Source organism: Pontibacillus salicampi (genome assembly GCF_042434395.1).
GTDB lineage: Bacteria > Bacillota > Bacilli > Bacillales > BH030062 > Pontibacillus > Pontibacillus salicampi.
The window spans coordinates 15,473-35,463 of record NZ_JBHLTP010000013.1; the positions used below are offsets into that span (position 1 = coordinate 15,473).

At 41.9% G+C, this 19,991-nt stretch carries 17 protein-coding genes and 1 riboswitch; of the genes, 10 read left to right on the forward strand and 7 right to left on the reverse strand.

All coding sequences use genetic code 11. The annotated features are described in order from the left end of the window. Entirely contained in the window at nucleotides 1–1,248 is a 1,248-nt protein-coding gene (locus ACFFGV_RS15735) for an EAL and HDOD domain-containing protein (RefSeq protein ID WP_377349795.1), read from the forward strand. A 37-nt stretch (nucleotides 1,249–1,285) separates the two neighbouring features. Here the strand turns inward: ACFFGV_RS15735 and ACFFGV_RS15740 are convergent, their stop codons facing one another. Continuing rightward, nucleotides 1,286–3,922, reverse strand: coding sequence for a glycoside hydrolase family 38 N-terminal domain-containing protein (locus tag ACFFGV_RS15740; RefSeq protein ID WP_377349797.1), 2,637 nt, complete (start codon nucleotides 3,920–3,922; stop codon nucleotides 1,286–1,288). Nucleotides 3,923–3,999: 77 nt separating this feature from the next. Next, complete coding sequence (locus ACFFGV_RS15745) at nucleotides 4,000–5,973, reverse strand: fructose-specific PTS transporter subunit EIIC (RefSeq protein ID WP_377349799.1); 1,974 nt, start codon at nucleotides 5,971–5,973, stop codon at nucleotides 4,000–4,002. Between the two features lie 187 nt (nucleotides 5,974–6,160). Between ACFFGV_RS15745 and ACFFGV_RS15750 the strand changes: the two genes are divergently transcribed. Continuing rightward, nucleotides 6,161–6,913, forward strand: a complete 753-nt coding sequence (locus tag ACFFGV_RS15750) for a MurR/RpiR family transcriptional regulator (protein WP_377349801.1) — start codon at nucleotides 6,161–6,163, stop codon at nucleotides 6,911–6,913. A 64-nt stretch (nucleotides 6,914–6,977) separates the two neighbouring features. Then, the gene (locus ACFFGV_RS15755) at nucleotides 6,978–7,793 is read left to right on the forward strand and encodes a DUF817 domain-containing protein (protein WP_377349804.1); all 816 of its coding nucleotides are present in this window, start codon (nucleotides 6,978–6,980) and stop codon (nucleotides 7,791–7,793) included. On the opposite strand, the gene ACFFGV_RS15760 is transcribed toward ACFFGV_RS15755, so the two are convergent. Beyond that, on the reverse strand, nucleotides 7,790–8,191 hold the full coding sequence (locus ACFFGV_RS15760; RefSeq protein WP_377349806.1) for a UPF0715 family protein: 402 nt from the start codon (nucleotides 8,189–8,191) through the stop codon (nucleotides 7,790–7,792). The genes ACFFGV_RS15755 and ACFFGV_RS15760 overlap by 4 nt on opposite strands. 567 nt (nucleotides 8,192–8,758) lie before the next feature. Here ACFFGV_RS15760 and ACFFGV_RS15765 point away from each other — a divergent pair. Next, nucleotides 8,759–9,535, forward strand: a complete 777-nt coding sequence (locus tag ACFFGV_RS15765) for a MeeY/MeeF family manganese export membrane protein (protein ID WP_377349808.1) — start codon at nucleotides 8,759–8,761, stop codon at nucleotides 9,533–9,535. Nucleotides 9,536–9,550: 15 nt separating this feature from the next. Beyond that, on the forward strand, nucleotides 9,551–10,255 hold the full coding sequence (locus ACFFGV_RS15770; RefSeq protein ID WP_377349811.1) for a 5-formyltetrahydrofolate cyclo-ligase: 705 nt from the start codon (nucleotides 9,551–9,553) through the stop codon (nucleotides 10,253–10,255). 53 nt (nucleotides 10,256–10,308) lie between these two features. Here the strand turns inward: ACFFGV_RS15770 and ACFFGV_RS15775 are convergent, their stop codons facing one another. Genes ACFFGV_RS15775 through ACFFGV_RS15790 form a run of 4 tightly spaced genes read right to left on the reverse strand, consistent with a single transcriptional unit; the run spans nucleotide 10,309 to nucleotide 13,922 of the window. Further along, a complete protein-coding gene (locus tag ACFFGV_RS15775; RefSeq protein WP_377349814.1) occupies nucleotides 10,309–11,094 on the reverse strand; it encodes an energy-coupling factor transporter transmembrane component T family protein in 786 nt (261 codons plus the stop codon). Next, nucleotides 11,069–12,742, reverse strand: a complete 1,674-nt coding sequence (locus tag ACFFGV_RS15780) for an ABC transporter ATP-binding protein (protein ID WP_377349817.1) — start codon at nucleotides 12,740–12,742, stop codon at nucleotides 11,069–11,071. The genes ACFFGV_RS15775 and ACFFGV_RS15780 overlap by 26 nt, the downstream gene beginning before the upstream one ends. Further along, a complete protein-coding gene (locus ACFFGV_RS15785) occupies nucleotides 12,739–13,317 on the reverse strand; it encodes an ECF transporter S component (protein ID WP_377349819.1) in 579 nt (192 codons plus the stop codon). Before ACFFGV_RS15785 ends, ACFFGV_RS15780 begins: the two co-directional genes overlap by 4 nt. Continuing rightward, complete coding sequence (locus tag ACFFGV_RS15790; protein WP_377349821.1) at nucleotides 13,314–13,922, reverse strand: YkoF family thiamine/hydroxymethylpyrimidine-binding protein; 609 nt, start codon at nucleotides 13,920–13,922, stop codon at nucleotides 13,314–13,316. The genes ACFFGV_RS15785 and ACFFGV_RS15790 overlap by 4 nt, the downstream gene beginning before the upstream one ends. A gap of 124 nt (nucleotides 13,923–14,046) precedes the next feature. Then, a riboswitch (TPP riboswitch) is annotated at nucleotides 14,047–14,148 on the reverse strand. 317 nt (nucleotides 14,149–14,465) lie between these two features. Here ACFFGV_RS15790 and ACFFGV_RS15795 point away from each other — a divergent pair. The 5 genes from ACFFGV_RS15795 to ACFFGV_RS15815 all read left to right on the forward strand — a co-directional run bounded on the left by ACFFGV_RS15795 (nucleotide 14,466) and on the right by ACFFGV_RS15815 (nucleotide 19,982). Then, nucleotides 14,466–16,505, forward strand: coding sequence for a putative bifunctional diguanylate cyclase/phosphodiesterase (locus ACFFGV_RS15795; RefSeq protein ID WP_377349823.1), 2,040 nt, complete (start codon nucleotides 14,466–14,468; stop codon nucleotides 16,503–16,505). Between the two features lie 88 nt (nucleotides 16,506–16,593). Further along, nucleotides 16,594–16,791, forward strand: a complete 198-nt coding sequence (locus ACFFGV_RS15800) for an SE1561 family protein (protein ID WP_377349825.1) — start codon at nucleotides 16,594–16,596, stop codon at nucleotides 16,789–16,791. Next, nucleotides 16,788–17,429, forward strand: coding sequence for a hypothetical protein (locus ACFFGV_RS15805; RefSeq protein ID WP_377349827.1), 642 nt, complete (start codon nucleotides 16,788–16,790; stop codon nucleotides 17,427–17,429). The genes ACFFGV_RS15800 and ACFFGV_RS15805 overlap by 4 nt, the downstream gene beginning before the upstream one ends. 277 nt (nucleotides 17,430–17,706) lie before the next feature. Continuing rightward, entirely contained in the window at nucleotides 17,707–19,314 is a 1,608-nt protein-coding gene (locus tag ACFFGV_RS15810) for an ATP-binding protein (RefSeq protein ID WP_377349828.1), read from the forward strand. Next, nucleotides 19,311–19,982, forward strand: coding sequence for a response regulator (locus tag ACFFGV_RS15815; RefSeq protein WP_377349829.1), 672 nt, complete (start codon nucleotides 19,311–19,313; stop codon nucleotides 19,980–19,982). The genes ACFFGV_RS15810 and ACFFGV_RS15815 overlap by 4 nt, the downstream gene beginning before the upstream one ends. Nucleotides 19,983–19,991: the final 9 nt, after the last annotated feature.

Here is a 19,991-nt window from a genome sequence, read left to right on the forward strand (position 1 = left end):
GTGGAAGTGTATGTTGCAAGACAGCCTATACTGGATAGAAGGCAGCAAGTCATCGCATATGAATTGCTTTATCGAGGAGATAAGAGACAGAATCAATATGCTTCTCCGGATGGGGATCAGGCCACTGCAGATGTGGTGTTAAACAGTTTCTTTAATATGGGTATTGATCAGCTGACAGAAGGGAAAAGCTGCTTTGTTAATTTTACCGAGAATTTACTAAAGAGCGAGCTGCCACTATGTTTTCCACCACAACAATTAGTTATTGAGTTACTAGAAACGATTACTCCTACAGAAGAAATGGTCCAGATCGTCAAATTATTGAAGGGGAAAGGGTATCGCATAGCATTAGATGACTATATTCTTCATGAAGACAACCCATACACCTATGAGCTGTTGCTGCATGCGGATATAATAAAAATAGATATAAGAAGTACAACTCCAGAACAACAAACAGTAATATTCGAAGCGCTGCAGGGCTTTCCAGTCCAGTGGCTGGCGGAGAAGGTGGAAACATATGAGGAATACCAGTATTGCAAGCAAAGAGGGTATGACTACTTCCAAGGTTACTTCTTCAGTAAGCCCTCTATTGTTACCTCTCATGATGTAGCCATTCCTCCTATGCAGCATATGAACATGATTCAGGAGCTCTCTAAAGAAGAGCCCGAAGTAAGAAAGGTTGCCTCTCTTATTGAAACAGACATGTCCCTTTCTTATAAGCTGTTACGTCTAATTAACACAGTAGCGAATCGCAGGGTAGATAAGATCAAATCTATAGAACAGGCTATCATGTTATTAGGGTTTCAGGAAGTGAAGAAGTGGGCCTATGTACTAGCAATGAAGGACATGAGGGAATATCGAATGGACTTTAATGAGGAAGCGATGAAAATGACCTTCCTGCGCGCAAAGCTATGTGAACAAATAGCAATAGAGCTAGGTAAGAAGCGCGAAAGCTCTGCCTATTTTCTAACCGGGTTACTATCATTAATAGAGCTTTTTATGCAGCAGCCATTACAGGAAATACTGCTGGACCTTCCGGTGGATGAACATATTAAGCAGGCACTGAACGGAGAGGATAACGAATATAAACGGGTGTTAGACCTGTGCATGCGAATGGAAGAGGCCAATTGGAGTGAAATGGAACAAAATGCATCTTCCATAGGGATTAGCATGGAAACGTTATTTAAAAGCTATAACAATAGTCTGCAATGGACAAAGCAAGTAATGCAAAGCTTTTATACTAGTGCATAAGAAAAGGCAAGAGACGCTCTCTTGCCTTTCGTTATGCCTATAATTTTATGGTTTGGTATCCTTTTGGAGGAATCGTGACCCTGTCGACCTTTTCTTTCACTTTTTCGTTCAGGTTTGTGACGCTGATACTTTGATTATAGTTTGACAGGGACAGTGTTGCTGGCTCATGTAAGGGGTTGAACCACCTAAGGATTATACCATCTTGGTCATAGCTTTGCTTACAAACGCTTAATAAGCTGGTTGTATGAACTTGTAATAAAGAGTATTGGGCATTTAGGGTTTCCACTGGATATGGAATTTCAAATCGATCCAATCGCTCTTCGAAAGAGTTCAAGCTTTGCTTCTGATAGCTAGCGTTGTGCTCATTAAATTGATAAAGCCTATTAAACAATACTGTCGGTGAAGCGGAGCTGCTATCAAATGAAATAGCATAATCGAATGTCATACATTGCTGCATTTGAGCGTCCGGGGTGTAAACCACCTTGTTGTTTATACCTGAAGCTCTTCCAGGTCTCCACGTCAGATTATCCCTACCGAGTAACCCGACACTGCGGAAGAGGGTGAATGCCATTTGCCCTGTATCCAGTACCTCATATTCCTTCATTCCTTTTGTCATAACAGTAAATGTACCTTTATCTGACTCTATCCCCGCAATACTTTCTAGTGGATGAATAGAAACAGGAGCCTCTTTATGTCCTCTTTCCTTCCACTCTGACAAATGAGGATTGTTCACAGCATGCTCTACCAAACTGAAGCCCTGGTCCGCGAAGGAAGTAGTAGGAGGTGTTCCTGGTGACTGAAGCAGTACACGTAGGCGATGGTCCTTTGCTTGGTTCGTTACTTCGTGATGAACGCGGACAAAGTTTTCTGTTTTTCTAAGCTCAAATGTAGTAATAATCGTACAAGGTGTAGTAGCCTGCTGCTTTTGACGCTCCTCTAGGGTGTGGGGCACAGCTGTAGTATGCGATACAGTAAGCTTCTCTACTTCTGGGCTCCTTTGTACATCTATTAAGGCACCGTCTTCAAGATAGATTGGACTATCTCCTGGAAGAGGGGAGAAGTCATAAGAGTCTCCAGCATCTGCTCTCTCCTCAAAGCAAAGCAGGTTTTCAATGGTGCTCCCAGTCGATTGATTGGTGAGAGAAATGGTCCCCTTATCTGTCCATTCTAGTTGTAGAAAGGAATTTGATATTACAGTTTCCGTTGCTGCAGCCAGTCTATAGCTGGATGAGACTCCCTCTTGGATCAGGTATGCGGCATACCCTAATGCAGGCATGTCAGTAACCGTTACTAACATTTCACTGCGATAATAACCAGGAATCTCCACCTCTTGTTCCCCATCAGCTGTAACTACAATTTTTTTCCCGCCACTAATGTACTCCTGGTCTAAAACAGTGGAATCCAGTGGTTCCCCCTTTATAGTTGTAATCGTAAAAGCAGGATCCTTCGTGAAAATAGTGGTCGTCAGCTGACCATCCCACACTTGCGGCATTGTATTGAAGAGGACCAGAATCTGTTCTTCTCCTAGTTCGTTTGCCACCGCTTGAGTTACTTGCTTTTTAATAATATTTAGTAACCCGTCTGCCTTCCTATCTATCTTTCGAAGACGAATCATAATGTCACTATTCGTATCGTCTGAATTGCAGCCGCCGATGGAATCATGAGCATGAACATCGAACAAATCCTTCCACATAGTATCAAGCCATTCCTGTGGGTAACGGAAGCCAAGGGTAGAAGCCATTACCGCTATGGGCTCCAGCAGGTGTAATAGCTTATGCTCGACGTTCGTATTCAGCTGCTTAATATCGTACCGTTGAGAACGGATGGTTTGATGAATACGGGAATGCTCCGTCGCGGTTAATTCTCCTTCAATTACTGTATCAAACGGTTCTTCACTCCATGCCTGCTCCATGAAATGTTCGTAGTCAGATAGGATATAATCTCGATCCTCATCTTGCTGATTAAGCTGTTGAATCGTAGATGGGAAGTGGTCCCGAACCAGTACCTGATCACCCCCTGAAGGCAGCAATATTTGGTCCGTGTGTTTATTGTAATTTTCTAATTTCTCTACAATAGGCTGCAGCTTTTCTTCATAATAGGTTGGGTCTGCTGATAGGAACTTCCCTGGACCGTATCCGAAAAGCATAAGGTTCGTAGGAATACTTTCCCCATCAGGCGATTTCCACATGAAATGAAGGTCGTTATCTAATTGTTCGGAATACACACCGCGTTGCAAGATACTGTAACCTAGCCCAAACCCTTTAAACATAGATGGAAGATACGCATTTTGGCCAAATATATCTGGTAAATAGCCAATGTTCATATTGTGTCCCATATCCTCAGCCATACGGCTTCCATATAGCAGGTTACGAATGACGGCTTCCTTGTGAACGAGTAGAGAGTCTGTTTGGGTGTACCATGGTCCCACAAATATACGCTTGTTCGTAATCAGGTTCTTTAACCGTTCCCGATTGTCGGGACGGATGCGTAAGTATTCCTCTACAACAGACATTTGCCCATCCATCACATAACTATAGTAATGAGGGTTTTCCTCAAGCAGGTGAATAAGATAATCCATATTTTCAATTAGTAGAATATTGGAGTCTTCTATCGTAAAATACCACTCCCTATCCCAATGGGAGTGGGGAACGATATGAACGGTTTTTTTGGTCATGACATACCCTCCTAAGCATAATAGAGCAAACAGGCACTGCAGGGAATCGTTCCCATAGCGCCTGTATTCACAGTTCATCAAATGGTAATTCTATTTCGTTTTAATAGAGCAAATCGAACAAATATATTGGCTACGGCAATAAATAGTGCTCCTATTATCAAGCCGAATAAATAAGCTAAAATAGAACCTTCTACTAGAGGCCAGCCCCAAAAGGCAGGTAAAGGTAACCATTGTTCAGCACCAAGTAATACAGCAGTTGATGCCCCTATAATAGCACCGCCTATATTTATGGGGATGGTGATGATAGGGTTACGAAGCATAAATGGAATAGCCCCTTCACTAATAGCTATTAACCCTAGCAGGATAGAGGTTTGTCCTGTCACTCGTAGGTCAGGACTAAACACCCGTCGTCCAACTAAAAATCTATCTAACACAGTAGCTAAACCTAGTCCAATTGGCGGGATAACAATAGCTAATACTCTTGCAGTTAAAGGAAATATCTCGTCTGAGGCAAGTCCAATTGCAATAGCCCCTGCTGCTTTGTTAATTGGACCGCCCAAATCGAAAGCAGTTGCAGCTGCGATGACGGTAGCTAATGCAATTTCACCAGATGATTGAGCCGATTCAATGAAGTTCCGCAGAGCTAAGTTCATCCCGCCAAAGACAGGATCTACAATGTAGAAGTTTAATAGAAAAATAGATAATACACTTATAGCAGGGATGATTAACATTGGTTTCATGGCTTGGAAATTTTTATTCAATTTTATTTTCTCATTAAGGAATTTAGAAATATAACCAGCTGCAAGACCTAATATGAGTGCTCCAAAGAAGCCAGACGCAACACCGTCTTCGATTCCCCAGAAGCGATAATGAATACCGGCTGCAAATATTCCGCCGATGAATCCTGATACGATGCCAACACGGTCAGCTAAAGCATATGCAGTGAAGGCGGCAAAAATGGGGTACATAAATTGGAAGATCATAAAACCAAATTTGTCTAAGTGATGGAGAATAACGAGAAGCTCATTAGGGTGATTGGCAAATCGGCTTGCATCGTTAATATCATTGACGAGTCCAAATGGCATCGACCCAAGCTTAGCAATACCCATCATGAGCCCAGCTGCAACAATCACTGGAATCATATACGATATACCTGTTAATATGGCTTGTCCCATTTCTGCAAATAAGCCTTGCTTTTTCTCAGAAGATGCTGTGTACTCAACAGAGTCAGTGTTTTCTCCTTTTACTGTTCCATCAGGGTTGTGTAAAGCACGATGCAGCAGCTTCTCTGCGTTACCCAGCGGGTCCGCAACCCTTACCTGTACATATGGCAGCCCTTTGAAACGTTCTTTTTCCTTTGGTGCAATATCTGTTGCAAACACAACAGCATCTGCCTGTTGAATGAGCTCCTCAGTATGTCGATCCTCCATACCGTTCGCTCCTTGCTTTTCGGAATGGACCCGAATACCAAGAGATTCTCCAGCTTGCTCCATCGCCTCTGCTGCCATGTAGGTATGTGCAATACCTGCAGCACATGCTGTGACCACCAGTACGGTTTGGTCGTAGGAGGAGGCTGGTTTCTGTTTCCTTTGTGTTGTATCGTCTAACGTTTGGAACAGCTCTTCTGGTGTTGTAGCTTTCATGAGCTGCTCGTAGTATTCGGAATCCATGAGTCTAGTACTTAATTCCGATAATACGTGAAGGTGGGTCGAGCCAGCCTCGCCGTCTGGAATCGCTATAAGAAAAACTAGCTCCACTTCGTTGGCAGGATCGATACTTTCCCAATCTTCCACAGGATTCTGAAGCCGTGCGACAGCAAATCCTGGTTTTTTTACTGCAGGAGATTTTCCGTGAGGTATTGCCAGCCCTGCTTCCATACCTGTTGCAGATACAGCTTCTCTATCTAATACTGCCTGATAATACTCCTCTTTTGAGGAAAGCATGCCTTCCTTAAACATAGCTTCTGTTAATTCCCAGATTACTTTCTCTTTATTCGTAGAAGAGATATCAAAAGTAATTAACGAGCTACTGGTCATTTCTGTTAATCTCATATATTCCACCCCTCATTCAAAGTGTTGAAAACCCTTACTAAAATCGCTTACATATAGTTGTATCATAGAATGGCCTGCAGTGAATGTACACTCGATGTACATTTGTACTTTCTTATTTTGGAAAGGAATAGCCACAAAAAGCAGGTGTGGTATAATTCACCTAGAAATGCTAGAGCGGAGGATAGTTATGGGAGCAATTTTAGATTATTTTTCCAAGGATATACATAAGCTCACACATGCTGAACGACATGTATTATATTATATTGAAGCGAATCTTGATCAATCAAGGAGGCTTTCGCTTACGAACATGGCCTCTATTAATACCGTGAGCACAACAACTATTGTGAGAATGTGTCATAAGCTAGGATTAGAGGGATATTCCGAGCTGAAATACTTTCTACGAAACTTCACCTTTGATGCTTTACCGGAAGAACAAGACACGATGGAGCGGTATGAGAAGGATTTACACCAGGTTTTCACCTCTTTGGATATTGATTATCTGGATGAGGTCAGCTTAAAGATGCTTCATGCCAAACGAATTATTATTGTGGCTGTTGGCTTATCCAAAACATTAGGAGAATATTTCAGTAAACGGCTTATGCAAATGAATACGGTATCCTCCTACGTGTATGAATCCCATATGATTGATTTGCTGCCTAATTGGGTGAACAAGGATGACTTTGTAGTGTTTATTTCTTCTAGCGGGGAGACGGAAACGTTAACGAAAACAGCCGATAAAGTTAACCATTTAGATGTACCGTCTCTTGCAATTACCAATACACCTGACAGTGCTCTACACTCCATGACTAATGATTCTATTAGTGCTCATGTGCAGCGGGTTATGTTTGCAGGATACGACTTATCAGCACGGTCTACCTTAATGATGCTCATAGATGTATTATTCGAGCGATATTTACGAAATGCTTTAGAGCAGAAATGAGCGTCCTAATGAGAAGCTTTGACAAGCAGCGTTAGAAGGGATTAGGGAAAGAGGGAGGGTGACGATGTACTTCTTTAAACAATTATTTCACTTCACATACCAGCAAGCGATGGCTTCGTTATTTCCGGCGCTTATATTTTTGACGCTTGCAGGCACTAAAATCATATCAGTACCAGGAATTCCGCGGTATGATCTTATTTTACTAGCGTGTATTGGTATTCAAATTTGTATGTTGTGGACAGGATTGGAAACGAAGGATGAGCTGAAGGTTATAACTTTGTTTCACGTACTAGGCCTTACTTTAGAGCTGTTCAAAGTTCATATGGGCTCTTGGAGTTATCCAGGGGAAGCCTATTCGAAAATAGCAGGTGTTCCGCTATATAGCGGTTTTATGTATGCCAGTGTAGCGAGTTACATTGTTCAATCCTGGCGTAGAATGAAATTAACCATCACGAAGTGGCCGGCTTGGTATTGGACAGTTCCCTTAGGAGCTTGCATCTATTTGAACTTTTTTACCCACCATTACATTTACGATATGCGTTGGTTCCTTACGGGTGGGCTCTTTCTGTTGTTCCTGTTAGGCAGGGTGTATTTCACCATCCATGACAAACGGTATTGGATGCCCCTGACCCTTTCCTTCTTCCTCATCGGATTCTTTATTTGGATTGCTGAGAATATTTCCACACTATTGGATGGGTACCGTTATCCAAACCAGGGAGATACGTGGGAAATAGTTCATATAGGGAAGATCAGCTCCTGGTTTCTACTTGTAGTAGTAAGCTTCATTATTGTTGCCCAACTGAAACGGGTGAAAGGGGAAGGCTTTGACGATACGGTACCGATAGAGCCGAAAGAGGAGGGGGTCCTCAAACAGAGCTAGGATGCGGATTCAGTATTATCAGGAAGCAGAACTGTTTCGTAAATCCAATATACAATCGCAGCAATTAATACATACAGATAGAACTCCACGTTCATCCAGGAAGTAGATTCAATCCGTAAGATGAGGTATGCCGGAACTGTAATAATCGTCGCTGCCGCTATGTATAGTATTAAATGGATAAGGTCAAACCGATCCTGACTTTCCCATTTTCTAAGCAGTATGGTAATGGGAAGCAACAGGACACAATATAATGCTAGGAACATAGGGAAGGTTACGATAATTGGATACATCATACTCAATGAGAACCCTTTTGATTCAATTCCAAAATCAACAACTACATAAATAATTGCCATTGTAAGTGACGCCAGCAGAAGCATAAAAATATATCGATATCCCATTGATGTTCTCCTTTATGAATTGGTTCATTCGTTTAAAAAAGGTGCCACGTATGTGTTGCCCTTGTATGTGTATGATAAAACATATACTATACCACTATTCTCGAATAGTACCTTTCTACAATTTACCATAAAAAATTAGTACCTGCAGTGTAGACGATTAGGAACGGATGGAGTTTTAGCCTGACTAAGTTTAAGGAATGGCCCTGTTAGACATTTTCGGTGAGGTTTGGGTTATTTTCTTCAAAAGGGGATTCCAGCTCAATCACATAAGGGCACATTACAGAATTAGAGACATGCAATAAATAGTTGTTGACTTTTCCGGTAAAGCACCGTATTCTAAAGATAATTAAATAAACATTTTCTTCCTTAAAGGGGAGTAGCTATACAATAAAGTCGTCATTGCGAGAGAAATCTCCGGCTTTATTGGCAACGATTTTGGTTGTTAGCAAGACCTTTACACCACTCGTGTAGAGGTCTTTTTTGATGGGCCTTTACCAATAACGGTAAAGGTTTTTTTTAATGGTATTTGTGGTGAGAGCAGAGGAAGAAGGAAAAGGAGAAGGATACATGGAACTACAATTAGTGATGGAGTATGGCTGGGTGTTATTAGTACTTATTTTGCTAGAAGGAATTCTTGCAGCTGATAATGCACTAGTGATGGCTGTAATGGTGAAGCACCTGCCAGAAGAAAAACGAAAAAAAGCTCTCTTTTATGGATTGGCCGGTGCGTTCATTCTTCGGTTTGCTTCCCTATTCGTGATTACATTATTAATAGATATTTGGCAGGTTCAAGCCTTAGGAGCAGCTTACCTATTATTCATCTCTATTAACCACTTACGAAAAAGGAATAATAAAAACAAAGAAGGCGATGATAACGAACAGGAATCCAGCAAGGGGAAAGGGTTTTGGGCTACAGTATTAAAAGTAGAGCTTGCAGATATGGCTTTTGCAGTAGATTCCATTTTAGCTGCTGTTGCGTTGGCTGTTTCTCTACCTAATAGTGGTCTTCCTGCAATAGGTGGTATGGATGGCGGCAAATTTCTAGTTGTATTACTAGGTGGAATTATCGGGATTGTCATAATGAGATACGCCGCAAATAAATTCGTGCATGTATTGCACCAACGACCTGGATTAGAAACGGCCGCGTTCATTATTGTAGGCTGGGTTGGTGTAAAGCTTGGGGTTCATGTATTGGCGCATCCATCCGTTCATATCATTTCTCACCATTTTCCAGAATCTCTGTTGTGGAAAGGTATCTTCTATTCTGTGTTAGTGGTAACCGCAATAGTAGGATGGTTCTCAACGGAGAAATCATACCAACAGCAGGTTAGACCAAATATATAGAGGAAGGGGTGCGTTATGTCAAAAGAAGAGGTTAGAAATAAGGTTTGGGACCTTTTAGAGGAGCAGAAGGCAGCTCGATTTCCATTTCCTATAAAGGGGAGGATTCCAAATTTTAAAGGAGCTGAGGCTGCAGCGCAGCAAGTCTGTAAGCTAGAAGCTTATCAGAAAGCTAAAGTAGTAAAGGTGAACCCTGATTCCCCTCAAATACCATTACGTGCACAAGTGCTAAGGGACGGGAAGATATTACTTATCCCAACTCCAAGGCTAAAGGCTGGTTTTATTCAATTAAACCCAGAGGATATCCCGCGTGGAGAAGAGAAAAAGGCGGTTAGTCTAAAGCATATGAATAAATATGGGGAAGAAATATCTTTGTCAGATATGCCGGTTATAGATTTAGTTGTGGTTGGCTCGGTGGCTATTCATGAGGATGGACGCAGGCTAGGGAAGGGAGAAGGCTATGCAGATCGGGAATATGCCATACTCCGTGAGCTTGGCAATCCAGCTGTGCCAATTGTTACGACCATTCATTCTTTGCAGCTAGTACAAGACGATTTCCCCCGGGATGCATACGATGTCACCGTCGATTACATTGCAACAGAAAGGGAGGTTATCCAGGTAGAGTCGCCATACGATAAGCCAACTGGGATTGTTTGGGATCAGGTAACGGAGGAGCAGAAAAAAGAAATGCCTATATTAGAAGATATTTGGGCATTAAAATAGGAATGAACTTAAGCAGCACCACTTCTGGATGCTGCTTTTTCACTGAGGTTTGATTAAAATTGCCCCTGATACCAGCGGAAATACCCAAGCTGATAGGAGCTGTATGCTATGAGGAAAAAAATGGTGATCATAAAGGCTAGAAAAGCCCAATCTCGCCAATCTAGCGTGAAACGGCGATACCACGTTCGCTTCTTGTCTCCTGTAAACCCTTTTGATTCCATGGCAATGGCTGTTCGTTCGGCTTTCCGAATAGCACCGGCTAATAAAGGGATAGCAAAACGTTTGTACTGCTGAAGGGATTCTTTAATGTTTGTTGCTCGGTTGACTCCCCTTACTCGATGGGCAGCCCTTATCTGTGCCAATTCCTCTTTCATCATCGGAAGGAATCGATAGCCTGCAAGAATTCCATATGCTAGCTTTGGAGGAAGTTTGCATTGCTGCATCAAACTTAATATAAAATGCACCATATTAGTGGTAAAGACAAACATTAGTGATAAAGATGCAAAGGCAAGCATCCTTAAGGAAAGAGAGAGAGCTACCATTACGTCCTCTCGAGGGACATTCCACCATAATAGAGCTACAACATCATTTTTGTTCGTTGGTTCATCTGCAAAAGCAATCGTAGTCCAAAGCATCCCGAGCGAAATAATAAAAAAGGGTAGAAAGAAAAGTGCATATCGGCTCCAGGCGACCTTTCCAAAGAGAATTGTCAATAAAATAGTGAAAATGCAATAAAGGAGCGGGGTGAACGGATCAAATACAAAGGCAAGCAAACAGACGGTGAGCACGACAGTGATGGCTTTCAAGCTTGGATTAATTTGATGTAATAGAGTAGACATCTTGCAGTGCCTCCAATCGTTTCTCTAACGACACACTCGTTGGTAATAGCAAGTTCCACTTTGCTAGATTTGGTTGCTTCCACAGTTCAGCAGGAGTCTGATCGGCAATGATTCTTCCCTCTTCCATCACAAGAACTCGTGTTGCATATTTTTGTACAAGGTCCATGTCATGAGTAATCATCACAATCGTAGTATCCTCCTTAAAGCGCTGTTCCAGCAAGCTCATCAGCCTTTCTGTGGAGCGGGCATCTTGGCCAAAAGTAGGTTCATCCAAAAATAACAAGCCCTGCTCATCGACAATCATTGTAGCTACACTCAATCTTCTCTTCTGTCCCTGGCTCAGAGTGTAAGGATGGCGCTTTTCTAACCCTTCCAGCTGACAATAGGACATTATTTCTGTTACGCGTTGGGTTATATAGTCCTCTGAGAAGGATCGAACTTTCATTCCATAGCCTATTTCCTCTTCCACGGAATCTGTTATAAATTGATGCTCTGGATTTTGAAATACATAGCCTATTTCCTTGCGTAAATCCCTTTCCTTCCAGCTGGAAAGCGGTCTTTGGTGCAGCATTAGGTCTCCTTCGTACTTGGTTTCAATACCCGCGAGCGCTCTCGATAATGTTGTTTTACCACTTCCGTTTGGTCCGAGTATTGCGATAAATTCCCCTTTGTGAATAGCAACATCAATTCCCCGCAGTATTGCTTGATTCCGTTTACTTACGTGAAGATCCTTTGCCATGAGCAAATTATTACTCAAAGCCTTCCGTTTGTTTGGCCTAGAGATTATAGCAGGGGCGTGGAGGTGGTTCGCTTCCAACGATTGCATATATTCCTCTATGGTTAACGGGAGGGGCTGTAGAGAAGAACCAAAATGGCTAAGCCAAAGGTCCGTGACTTTCGGAATCCATATGCCCTGTTCTTTTAGTTCGTCACCAAATGTGGTTATCGCTTCTCTTAATGGACCGTCATACAGCATCTTTCCGTCCTTTTGTAAAATAACAGCTCGTTCTATAAAGGAAGCCCATCCCTCCAGCTGATGCTCAATAACAATCAGGCCAAACGAATGCTGAAGATGAAGGCTATGAATCGTATCTATAAAGTCTTGTGTAGCTTTCGGGTCCAGGTTGGCAGTGGGCTCATCTAAAATAAGAATGGCAGGTTGTAACGCCAACACACAAGCTAATGCTACCTTTTGCTTTTGCCCACCAGAAAGAGAGGAAATGGTACTTTCCTTATATTCCTCCATGTCAACTAATGATAGTACTTCTTCTATTCTTGTTTCGATTTCCTCAGGGGGGGTCTGGATATTTTCTAATCCGAAAGCTATTTCATCCTCTACTGTAAGCATACAAAATTGACTTTCTGGATCTTGGAATACCACTCCAATCCGTTGACTCCATTGCCCAGGAGAGCTATTGGAAATGGATGCTTCGTTAAGCTTTACATCACCCGCTGTGTATCCATCTAATTCACTTGGATAAATTCCATTCAAGCAAAAGGTGAGCGAGCTTTTACCAGAACCGCTCGGGCCAAGAAGAAGCATGGTCTCTCCTTCTGAAATAGTAAAAGAAATGTCAGAAAGGGTGCTTTGTTCTGTTTCTTCATAGTTAAGAGAAAGCTGTTGGATGGATAACGTATCCCTGCTCATGCGGCTTTCTTCTTTCGCCATTCTTTACCAAGGGCAAAGCTGGATAGTACACCTGTCTTCGCTAATCCGTCGCTAATTGCTTTTCCAAGTAAACCAGAAATGACAGCCCCGCTAATCATTCTTACAATCAGCATACTAACGATGTAGGTTGTTCCAAACGCAGCGTAACCTGATCGGAAGTAGCCCCAAATAAAGCTGAAAACAGCCGCACCTACACCAGCCATCATAAGGACTGCTAAGGTATATCGCTTCCACCTAGTCAGTGCGAATGCGGTTTCTGCTCCTAATCCTTGAATAACGCCTGAGAGAATTAGGATAGGTCCCATAGCGTTGCCTAGCAGCACTTCAATGGTAGCGGCTATGGTTTCAGAAAGAAAGGCTGCTCCAGGCTTTCGAATAATGTAGGCTGCGATAATGGAAACTATAAACCAAATACCGAAGATAAGATCATATCCAATTGGTCCCATCACTGCTGCTAGCAGCTTTCCAACTGGTAAAAATGCCAAATAGACAACAGCGAATACTACAGAAAGCACGGACATAACAACGATTTCTTTCAGTCTCCAATTATTCATTCCTTTTTCCCTCCTTTAGTAGAAGGGCTGTTAGCAGAAATAGTGACAGTCATGACGGTGTGAGAGGAGCCATTTTTCTCTACATCGGTAAACACTTGCTCTAACCCGTTATAAATAGAATTTCCATCGCCATCTAGCCGGGTCGCATAGTGTACGGAGGATACCTCGATACCCTGCTGCTTCATAGACTCAATTTGGCTGTAAATAGTATCCATATAATCGCCGCCTCCCATTGGATAAAGAGAGAACATTCCTGCTGCTTCTTGATGAATGGTTTGACTGTTTGCAGCGTTTAATGGTGATTCGTCCTCTGCCATATACGTGTCGCCTGATGTGTCTCCAGGACAGCCAATAGAGTAGGTTGCATTAAAAACAACGTGATGACCAGTGCTTGCTGCTTGCAGAAAGGCTGCCTTTGTGACATCAAAGATGTGGGTAATTCTCCCGCGTACGCATGTCCCGATATCAGTCGTTTCCATCCAAACCTTTGATGTATCTACTTCTTTTAAGGCAGATTGAATCACCTGTACAAAATCATCTGTCATTGGATAAATAGCAAAGTTGCATCCAGCTATCCGATTACTTCCGCAAACTCGTTGTTCCATGAATATTCCTCCTAGTAATGAATGATTTTGAACGACACAAGGTGTTATAAACACAAAAAAACTGCATCCCAGGGGAATGCAGTCTAATATAAGATAGGGCACGATAGGCACGTGCTCGTAAATATCAAGTTCGACTGCACTTGCCCACGCTAGTATTATCCAGATCGGGTCATAAGGGTCGGAATTCATCCTCTCAGCCATGTACATAGCTCCCCCAGTGCGTAACGCTAGGTATGCAATTTTAGTTCGTTCACAAGTATAGAATAATAGAAGAATCAAATATTGTAAACATGTGACGATAATAGAAAAGAGGAATATGAGAAAAGAAACACTGTCGTGAAAGCTGCATGTACCCTTTGTTAGTCCACGTTCTCTCCTTTTAGGAGAAACTATAGAAAAATAAAAAATAGTCATATATTTGTTAGAATGAGCAAGAAAAATCGAATTTTAACGAAAATTTTACTGATATTCTGTTCCGCATATTCCAATATTATAATAAAATTTAAGTCTATTACACTAGGTCTTCCGTAATGAGGAGTGGGGATGTTGCAAGAATTGCAAGGTAATTATGAGAGTGGATTGGTTCTCCTTTCCCTCGTAGTAGCTATGGTTGGGGCATATATTTCTCTTGATATTGCACAGCATATTGCTCGGACAAGTAGAGATATGAGAATCCCCTGGCTATTTACAGGGGCTGTAACGTTTGGGATGAGTCTCTGGTCGGTACATTTTATATGGGTTAATGCTTTGCATGTCCATATACCTATATTGGAAAATGGCAGCGCGACCTTCTTGTCTATCTTGCCTGTCGTACTGGCGAGTATGGTTGCGTTTTATATGATTAATAAGGGAGTTATTACCTATATTCAAGTGTTTCTGGCTGGGGTTATTATTTCAGCTGGAATGATCGTTATGCAAATCGTAGCAAGAACTGCATTAGTCATGCCTGGAGTGGAATTGCGTTTTCATGCAGTCTATCTTTTCCTTGCGAGCTTTGTAGCATTCTTATTAGCAGTTGGTTCTATACGTCTGCTAAGAAAAATACAGCAGCATCGTTCCCGCCTTCGTAAAATAGGAAGCGCTATTGGATTAGGAATAGCCAACACGCTATTGTATTACATAGGTACAAAGGCCATGCCCATTTACGTGAGAGATACGAAGGTGTTCACTGCCACTCCATTTAGTGACAATACAGCGCTTGTATTGAACGTTACCATTATGATGACGGTTTTATTAGCCGCTGTTTTATTGCTTGGGCGTGTGGAGAACTTAAGCATGCAGCGCTTAGCCTATTACGATATTTTAACCAACCTCCCGAATAGAAGATATTTTATTCAAAAGTACGATGACCTTCTGAAAGGAACGGCTAAACAAAAAGGCGTCATCTCGTGCATCTTGTTTGATGTGGACCATTTCAAATGGATTAACGATACATTTGGATATGAGGCTGGTGATGAATTCCTAAAGCAGATTGCAAAGGAGATACGAGATCACGCTCATCCTACAACAGTTGTAGCAAGACTGGATGGAAATCGCTTTGGTTTGCTATATAGGAAGGGGAAGACAGTGGAGGATTTGCAAGAAAGGCTGGAAAGCATCCAGGAAAGCTTTCGTGGAATTCCATTTGATTTAGGACAGTTAGAGTTTCGCCCAACCCTATCAATCGGTGCTAGTATGAAGGAATATGATAATCCGAGCTATACCTCTTTATTTAGCCATGCAGAAAGAGCCTTACACTTTGCTAAGGGGAATGGTCGGAACAATATTCAGATCTACAATAAAGATATTCATTCTAATGAAAGAGAACACCAGCTGTTAAACGGTATGAAGCATGCAATGAAGAGAGGGGAATTCTCCCTTTACTATCAACCTACCGTGTCGGCACATCCATTACATTATCGAAGAGCAGAAGTATTAATTCGCTGGTTCAGCGAGGAATTGGGCCAGGTGTCTCCTGGGGAATTTATACCTCTAGCAGAACGGAGTGGATTAATTACCGAGCTAACGGAATGGATTGTACGTACTGCTTTAATCCAGCTGAAAGCGTGGGATAAAGAGCAGGCATCTATCCGTCAGCTATCAATTAATATTTCAGCTATCCATTTTCAATATGGAAATGTGTATGACCTGATGAAGCGATTGACAGATGAGATTGAGATCCATCCCTCCAGAATAGAGTTGGAGATTACGGAAACCTCTGTTATGAAGAATATGAGTCAAGCTGTAGCAACCCTTCATCAGTTAAGAGAGCTCGGGTTTCGTATTGCTCTAGATGATTTTGGTACAGGTCTATCCTCATTAAACTATTTACAGATGCTCCCGATAGATACGTTGAAAATTGATCAAACGTTTGTTCAAGATATTGCTCATGATACGAAGAAGCAGGCTATAGTAGAAACCATCATTCGATTAGCTAAGCACCTCGGAATGGAAATTGTGGTAGAAGGAATAGAGGAAAACGTCCAATATTTGCTCATGCAATCGTATGGCTGTGATTATTTACAAGGATATTATTTCGCGAAACCTATGCGGGCAGAGGAGCTATCAGCGGTGTACGAAAGAAATGCAGCCCAATTAGTGTAAGCATAAATTGGAAATTCTTCTTCCTCGGCATAGGAATGATGTTTGAAGTATAATACAGAAAAGGAACAGAGTATGGAGGAGGGATACCATGGGGAAAGCAGCAGATAACCGTCATTCACAAATTCAATATGTCCAAAACAGAGTGAACATGCTTCAGCACGTTGTCCAATCAATGGATGCTCACTCTGTTGAAGTAGAGGACTTAGATCAACTACTACACTTAATGAACGAGCTGGAAGGGAAGATAGAACGATTTAAGAAGGATTGGCAGGATGGTCGCTCATGAAGGAGCTTAAATCGATTCTTCTAGCCTTGTGGTTACTTTTTATCAGCTATGCCTTTTTTCTGGCTCCAATAGAAGGAGGAAAAGATGTCTTTCTGCAACACCTTTTCTCCGCCCAATATACCGACCCTTTACTGATGACCGTGTTTTCGTTGTTAGGGATATGGCCTGCTGTGTACTGTATTCTTCTACTTGAAAATGATCGAGCATCTATCCCTGCATGGCCATTTGCCTTAGGGTCTTTCGTTGCCGGTGCCTTTACGATATTACCTTACTTTGTATTCCATATAGAAAAACGGCGAGTGAAGAACAGAACTCCAGAACGAGCGAGATTGTTTTTGTCAAATCGTGGGTTATACATACTACTATTACTACTCACGGTAGTGCTGATGGCATTTGGTCTTTACTACGGTGATGTTAATGTATATGCAGATATGTTTATGCAATCCCGGTTTGTCCATGTCATGACGATAGACTTTATCGTGCTGACACTCCTTTCCATGGTCGCCATTGCCCACCATGCCTATTACTTACACGAACGATCCCAGAAGCTATGGTGGCTTGGTTTGATTCCCATTATAGGGGCACTGATCTACTTGCTCATTACAGACAATCGCCAGCGTGTGGAGGAAGGACGCTAAGTAACAACGAAAAGCTGCAAATGTGCAGCTTTTTTATATGGAAGCTATTAATCAGGCTTTTGGATCAGGCTAATGGTTCAAGGAATGTAGTCTTGGGGGGGAACTTTCCACCAGATTATCTCCAATGGAACGCTTTCCGAATGAGGACTGCATAAAAATTGTACCAGCAGCGTGAACAGTTTGTATTAAAAACGAAGAAAAGTGTTGATGTTAATTGACAGAAAAATTAAAATTATATTAAATTGAAAGCGTTTTATAGCTTGCAAGGAGACGTTGTGTGCGAAATATATTAAGAGTATCATTGCAAACCAAAATTTTGGGATTAGTAATATCTATGCTGTTATTCGTTATTGTTACGTTAACCGCTATTTTTGCTTATTGGGAAGTGAAACAAACGAAAAGTCAAAAGGGAGAGCTTGCTCTGCAAGTAGCGACCACCGTTTCCTTTATGCCAAGCATTAAAGATGCCTTCACACTGGAGGACCCATCTCTTATTATTCAGCCAATAGCGAAGGAGGTAGAGAAGGAGGTAGGAGCAGAATTCGTTGTGATAGGAAATAAGAATAGCATTCGTTATGCTCATCCAGATGCTTGGAAAATTGGGCGTAAAATGGTCGGAGGAGATAATGATCGAGCATTACAAAAGGGCGAGTATTATACTTCAGAAGCAACAGGGACATTAGGGCCATCCTTACGTGGAAAAGCACCGATTAGAAATAGTGAAGGGGATATTGTTGGTATCGTCTCCGTCGGATTTTTAATAGAGGATATCCAGGCAGCTATGTATCAAAAATTATGGAAGATTAGTATTGTAGCGTTTCTCATATTACTAGTAGGGGTAGGATGGGGTGTTCTGCTAGTGAGAAGTATTAGAAAGGATACGCTTGGACTCGAACCGAAGGAAATAGCCAGTTTGTATCGGGACCGAAGTGCGATCTTATATTCCATAAAAGAAGGCATCATCGCCATCGATCAAGATGGCAACATTTCTATGATGAACACCTCTGCACAGGAAATGCTCCATATCCCTTACGATGCGATTGACTTATCCATTGAGGAAGTGTTTCCTAATACGAAAATGCTTCGAGTACTTCAATCCGGCCAGCAGGAAACAGACCAGGAGATGCTATTAGGAGACAGGCTGGTTATCGTCAATAGAACTCCCGTTGTAGAACAGGGGGAAGTCATTGGCGTAGTAGCTAGTTTTCGAGACAAGACGGAGGTCCAGCAGATGGTTCAAACCTTAACCGAAGTTCGTAAGTATTCAGAAGACCTCCGTTCCCAGACACATGAATATACAAATAAATTATATGTGCTATCTGGACTCCTGCAATTAGGTAATTACCAGGAAGCAAGGGAACTGTTAGACGAGGAGGTTACTATTCAACAACAACAAAACAGAATATTGTTTGACCAAATTGAAGATGAAACGGTCCAGGCAATCCTGCTAGGAAAAATCAGCTTTGCATCAGAGAAGAAAATTGATTTTCATGTCAATGAAGAAACGGAGTTACACGCTCTGCCTAGTCATATACAGCCCTCCCTGCTCATCACGATTTTAGGGAATTTATTGGACAATGCCTTTGATGCAGTAAGTCAGCAGCAGAAGAAGCAAGTATCTTTTTTTGCAACTGATATTGGGAAGGAAATCGTGCTGGAAGTGCAGGATAATGGCATAGGCATTGAAACCAATCAAATGGACCGTATTTTTCATAAAGGATTTACGACGAGCAAGGAAAAGGGGAGAGGCTTTGGCCTTTCTAATGTGATGGATGCTATCTACCATTTGGAAGGAAGTGTCGAGGTGAATAATGCGGAGGAGGGAGGTACTGTGTTTTCGGTGTTTATACCTAAACAATCCAGCACGAAGGAGGTACTAGGATGAGAGTGTTTATTGCCGAGGATGATTATCGAGTAGCCAATTTACACGAAACATTTCTAAAAAGCATAGAGGGAATAGAGGTAGTAGGGAAAGCACTGAATGCACAAACAACACTAGATTCCTTAAAGGATTTACAAGTTGATTTATTACTCCTCGATGTATATATGCCTGATCAGCTAGGGACCGATATACTCCCTATCATGCGAGAAAGGCATCCAGCGGTAGATATCATTATGATTACAGCTGCTGATGACAAGCAGCAGGTAGAGAAAGCAATACGGTTTGGTGTAGTTGACTATATGATTAAACCAATTACAATGGAACGTTTTATGGAAACAATAGAACGATTTCATCATAATTTTCAAGCCAAGCAACATGTAAAACAATATGATCAGCAATTCGTCGATCAGCTATTAGGGAAGGTACAGGAAAGCCAGGAAGAAAAGCAGCATCTTCCAAAGGGGATAGATGAATATACGTTACATAAAGTAAAGGATTCATTACGCGAGTTTTCGAGAGGAATAACCGCCGAGGAATTCAGCTATCATATGGGAGCCTCCAAAACAACAGCAAGAAGATATTTAGAATTCCTGACAACAGAAGGAAAAGCATTAGCAGAAACGGAATTCGGAAAAGTAGGCAGACCACAAAGAAAATACTATGCAAAATAGCCATGTACG

Bases quoted from the DNA above. Each gene is read 5' to 3' on its own strand.
- ACFFGV_RS15740 (WP_377349797.1), bottom strand. From the start codon at position 3,922: ATGACCAAAAAAACCGTTCATATCGTTCCCCACTCCCATTGGGATAGG.
- ACFFGV_RS15745 (WP_377349799.1), bottom strand. From the start codon at position 5,973: ATGAGATTAACAGAAATGACCAGTAGCTCGTTAATTACTTTTGATATC.
- ACFFGV_RS15750 (WP_377349801.1), top strand. From the start codon at position 6,161: ATGGGAGCAATTTTAGATTATTTTTCCAAGGATATACATAAGCTCACA.
- ACFFGV_RS15755 (WP_377349804.1), top strand. From the start codon at position 6,978: ATGTACTTCTTTAAACAATTATTTCACTTCACATACCAGCAAGCGATG.
- ACFFGV_RS15760 (WP_377349806.1), bottom strand. From the start codon at position 8,191: ATGGGATATCGATATATTTTTATGCTTCTGCTGGCGTCACTTACAATG.
- ACFFGV_RS15765 (WP_377349808.1), top strand. From the start codon at position 8,759: ATGGAACTACAATTAGTGATGGAGTATGGCTGGGTGTTATTAGTACTT.
- ACFFGV_RS15770 (WP_377349811.1), top strand. From the start codon at position 9,551: ATGTCAAAAGAAGAGGTTAGAAATAAGGTTTGGGACCTTTTAGAGGAG.
- ACFFGV_RS15775 (WP_377349814.1), bottom strand. From the start codon at position 11,094: ATGTCTACTCTATTACATCAAATTAATCCAAGCTTGAAAGCCATCACT.
- ACFFGV_RS15780 (WP_377349817.1), bottom strand. From the start codon at position 12,742: ATGAGCAGGGATACGTTATCCATCCAACAGCTTTCTCTTAACTATGAA.
- ACFFGV_RS15785 (WP_377349819.1), bottom strand. From the start codon at position 13,317: ATGAATAATTGGAGACTGAAAGAAATCGTTGTTATGTCCGTGCTTTCT.
- ACFFGV_RS15790 (WP_377349821.1), bottom strand. From the start codon at position 13,922: ATGGAACAACGAGTTTGCGGAAGTAATCGGATAGCTGGATGCAACTTT.
- ACFFGV_RS15795 (WP_377349823.1), top strand. From the start codon at position 14,466: ATGTTGCAAGAATTGCAAGGTAATTATGAGAGTGGATTGGTTCTCCTT.
- ACFFGV_RS15800 (WP_377349825.1), top strand. From the start codon at position 16,594: ATGGGGAAAGCAGCAGATAACCGTCATTCACAAATTCAATATGTCCAA.
- ACFFGV_RS15805 (WP_377349827.1), top strand. From the start codon at position 16,788: ATGAAGGAGCTTAAATCGATTCTTCTAGCCTTGTGGTTACTTTTTATC.
- ACFFGV_RS15815 (WP_377349829.1), top strand. From the start codon at position 19,311: ATGAGAGTGTTTATTGCCGAGGATGATTATCGAGTAGCCAATTTACAC.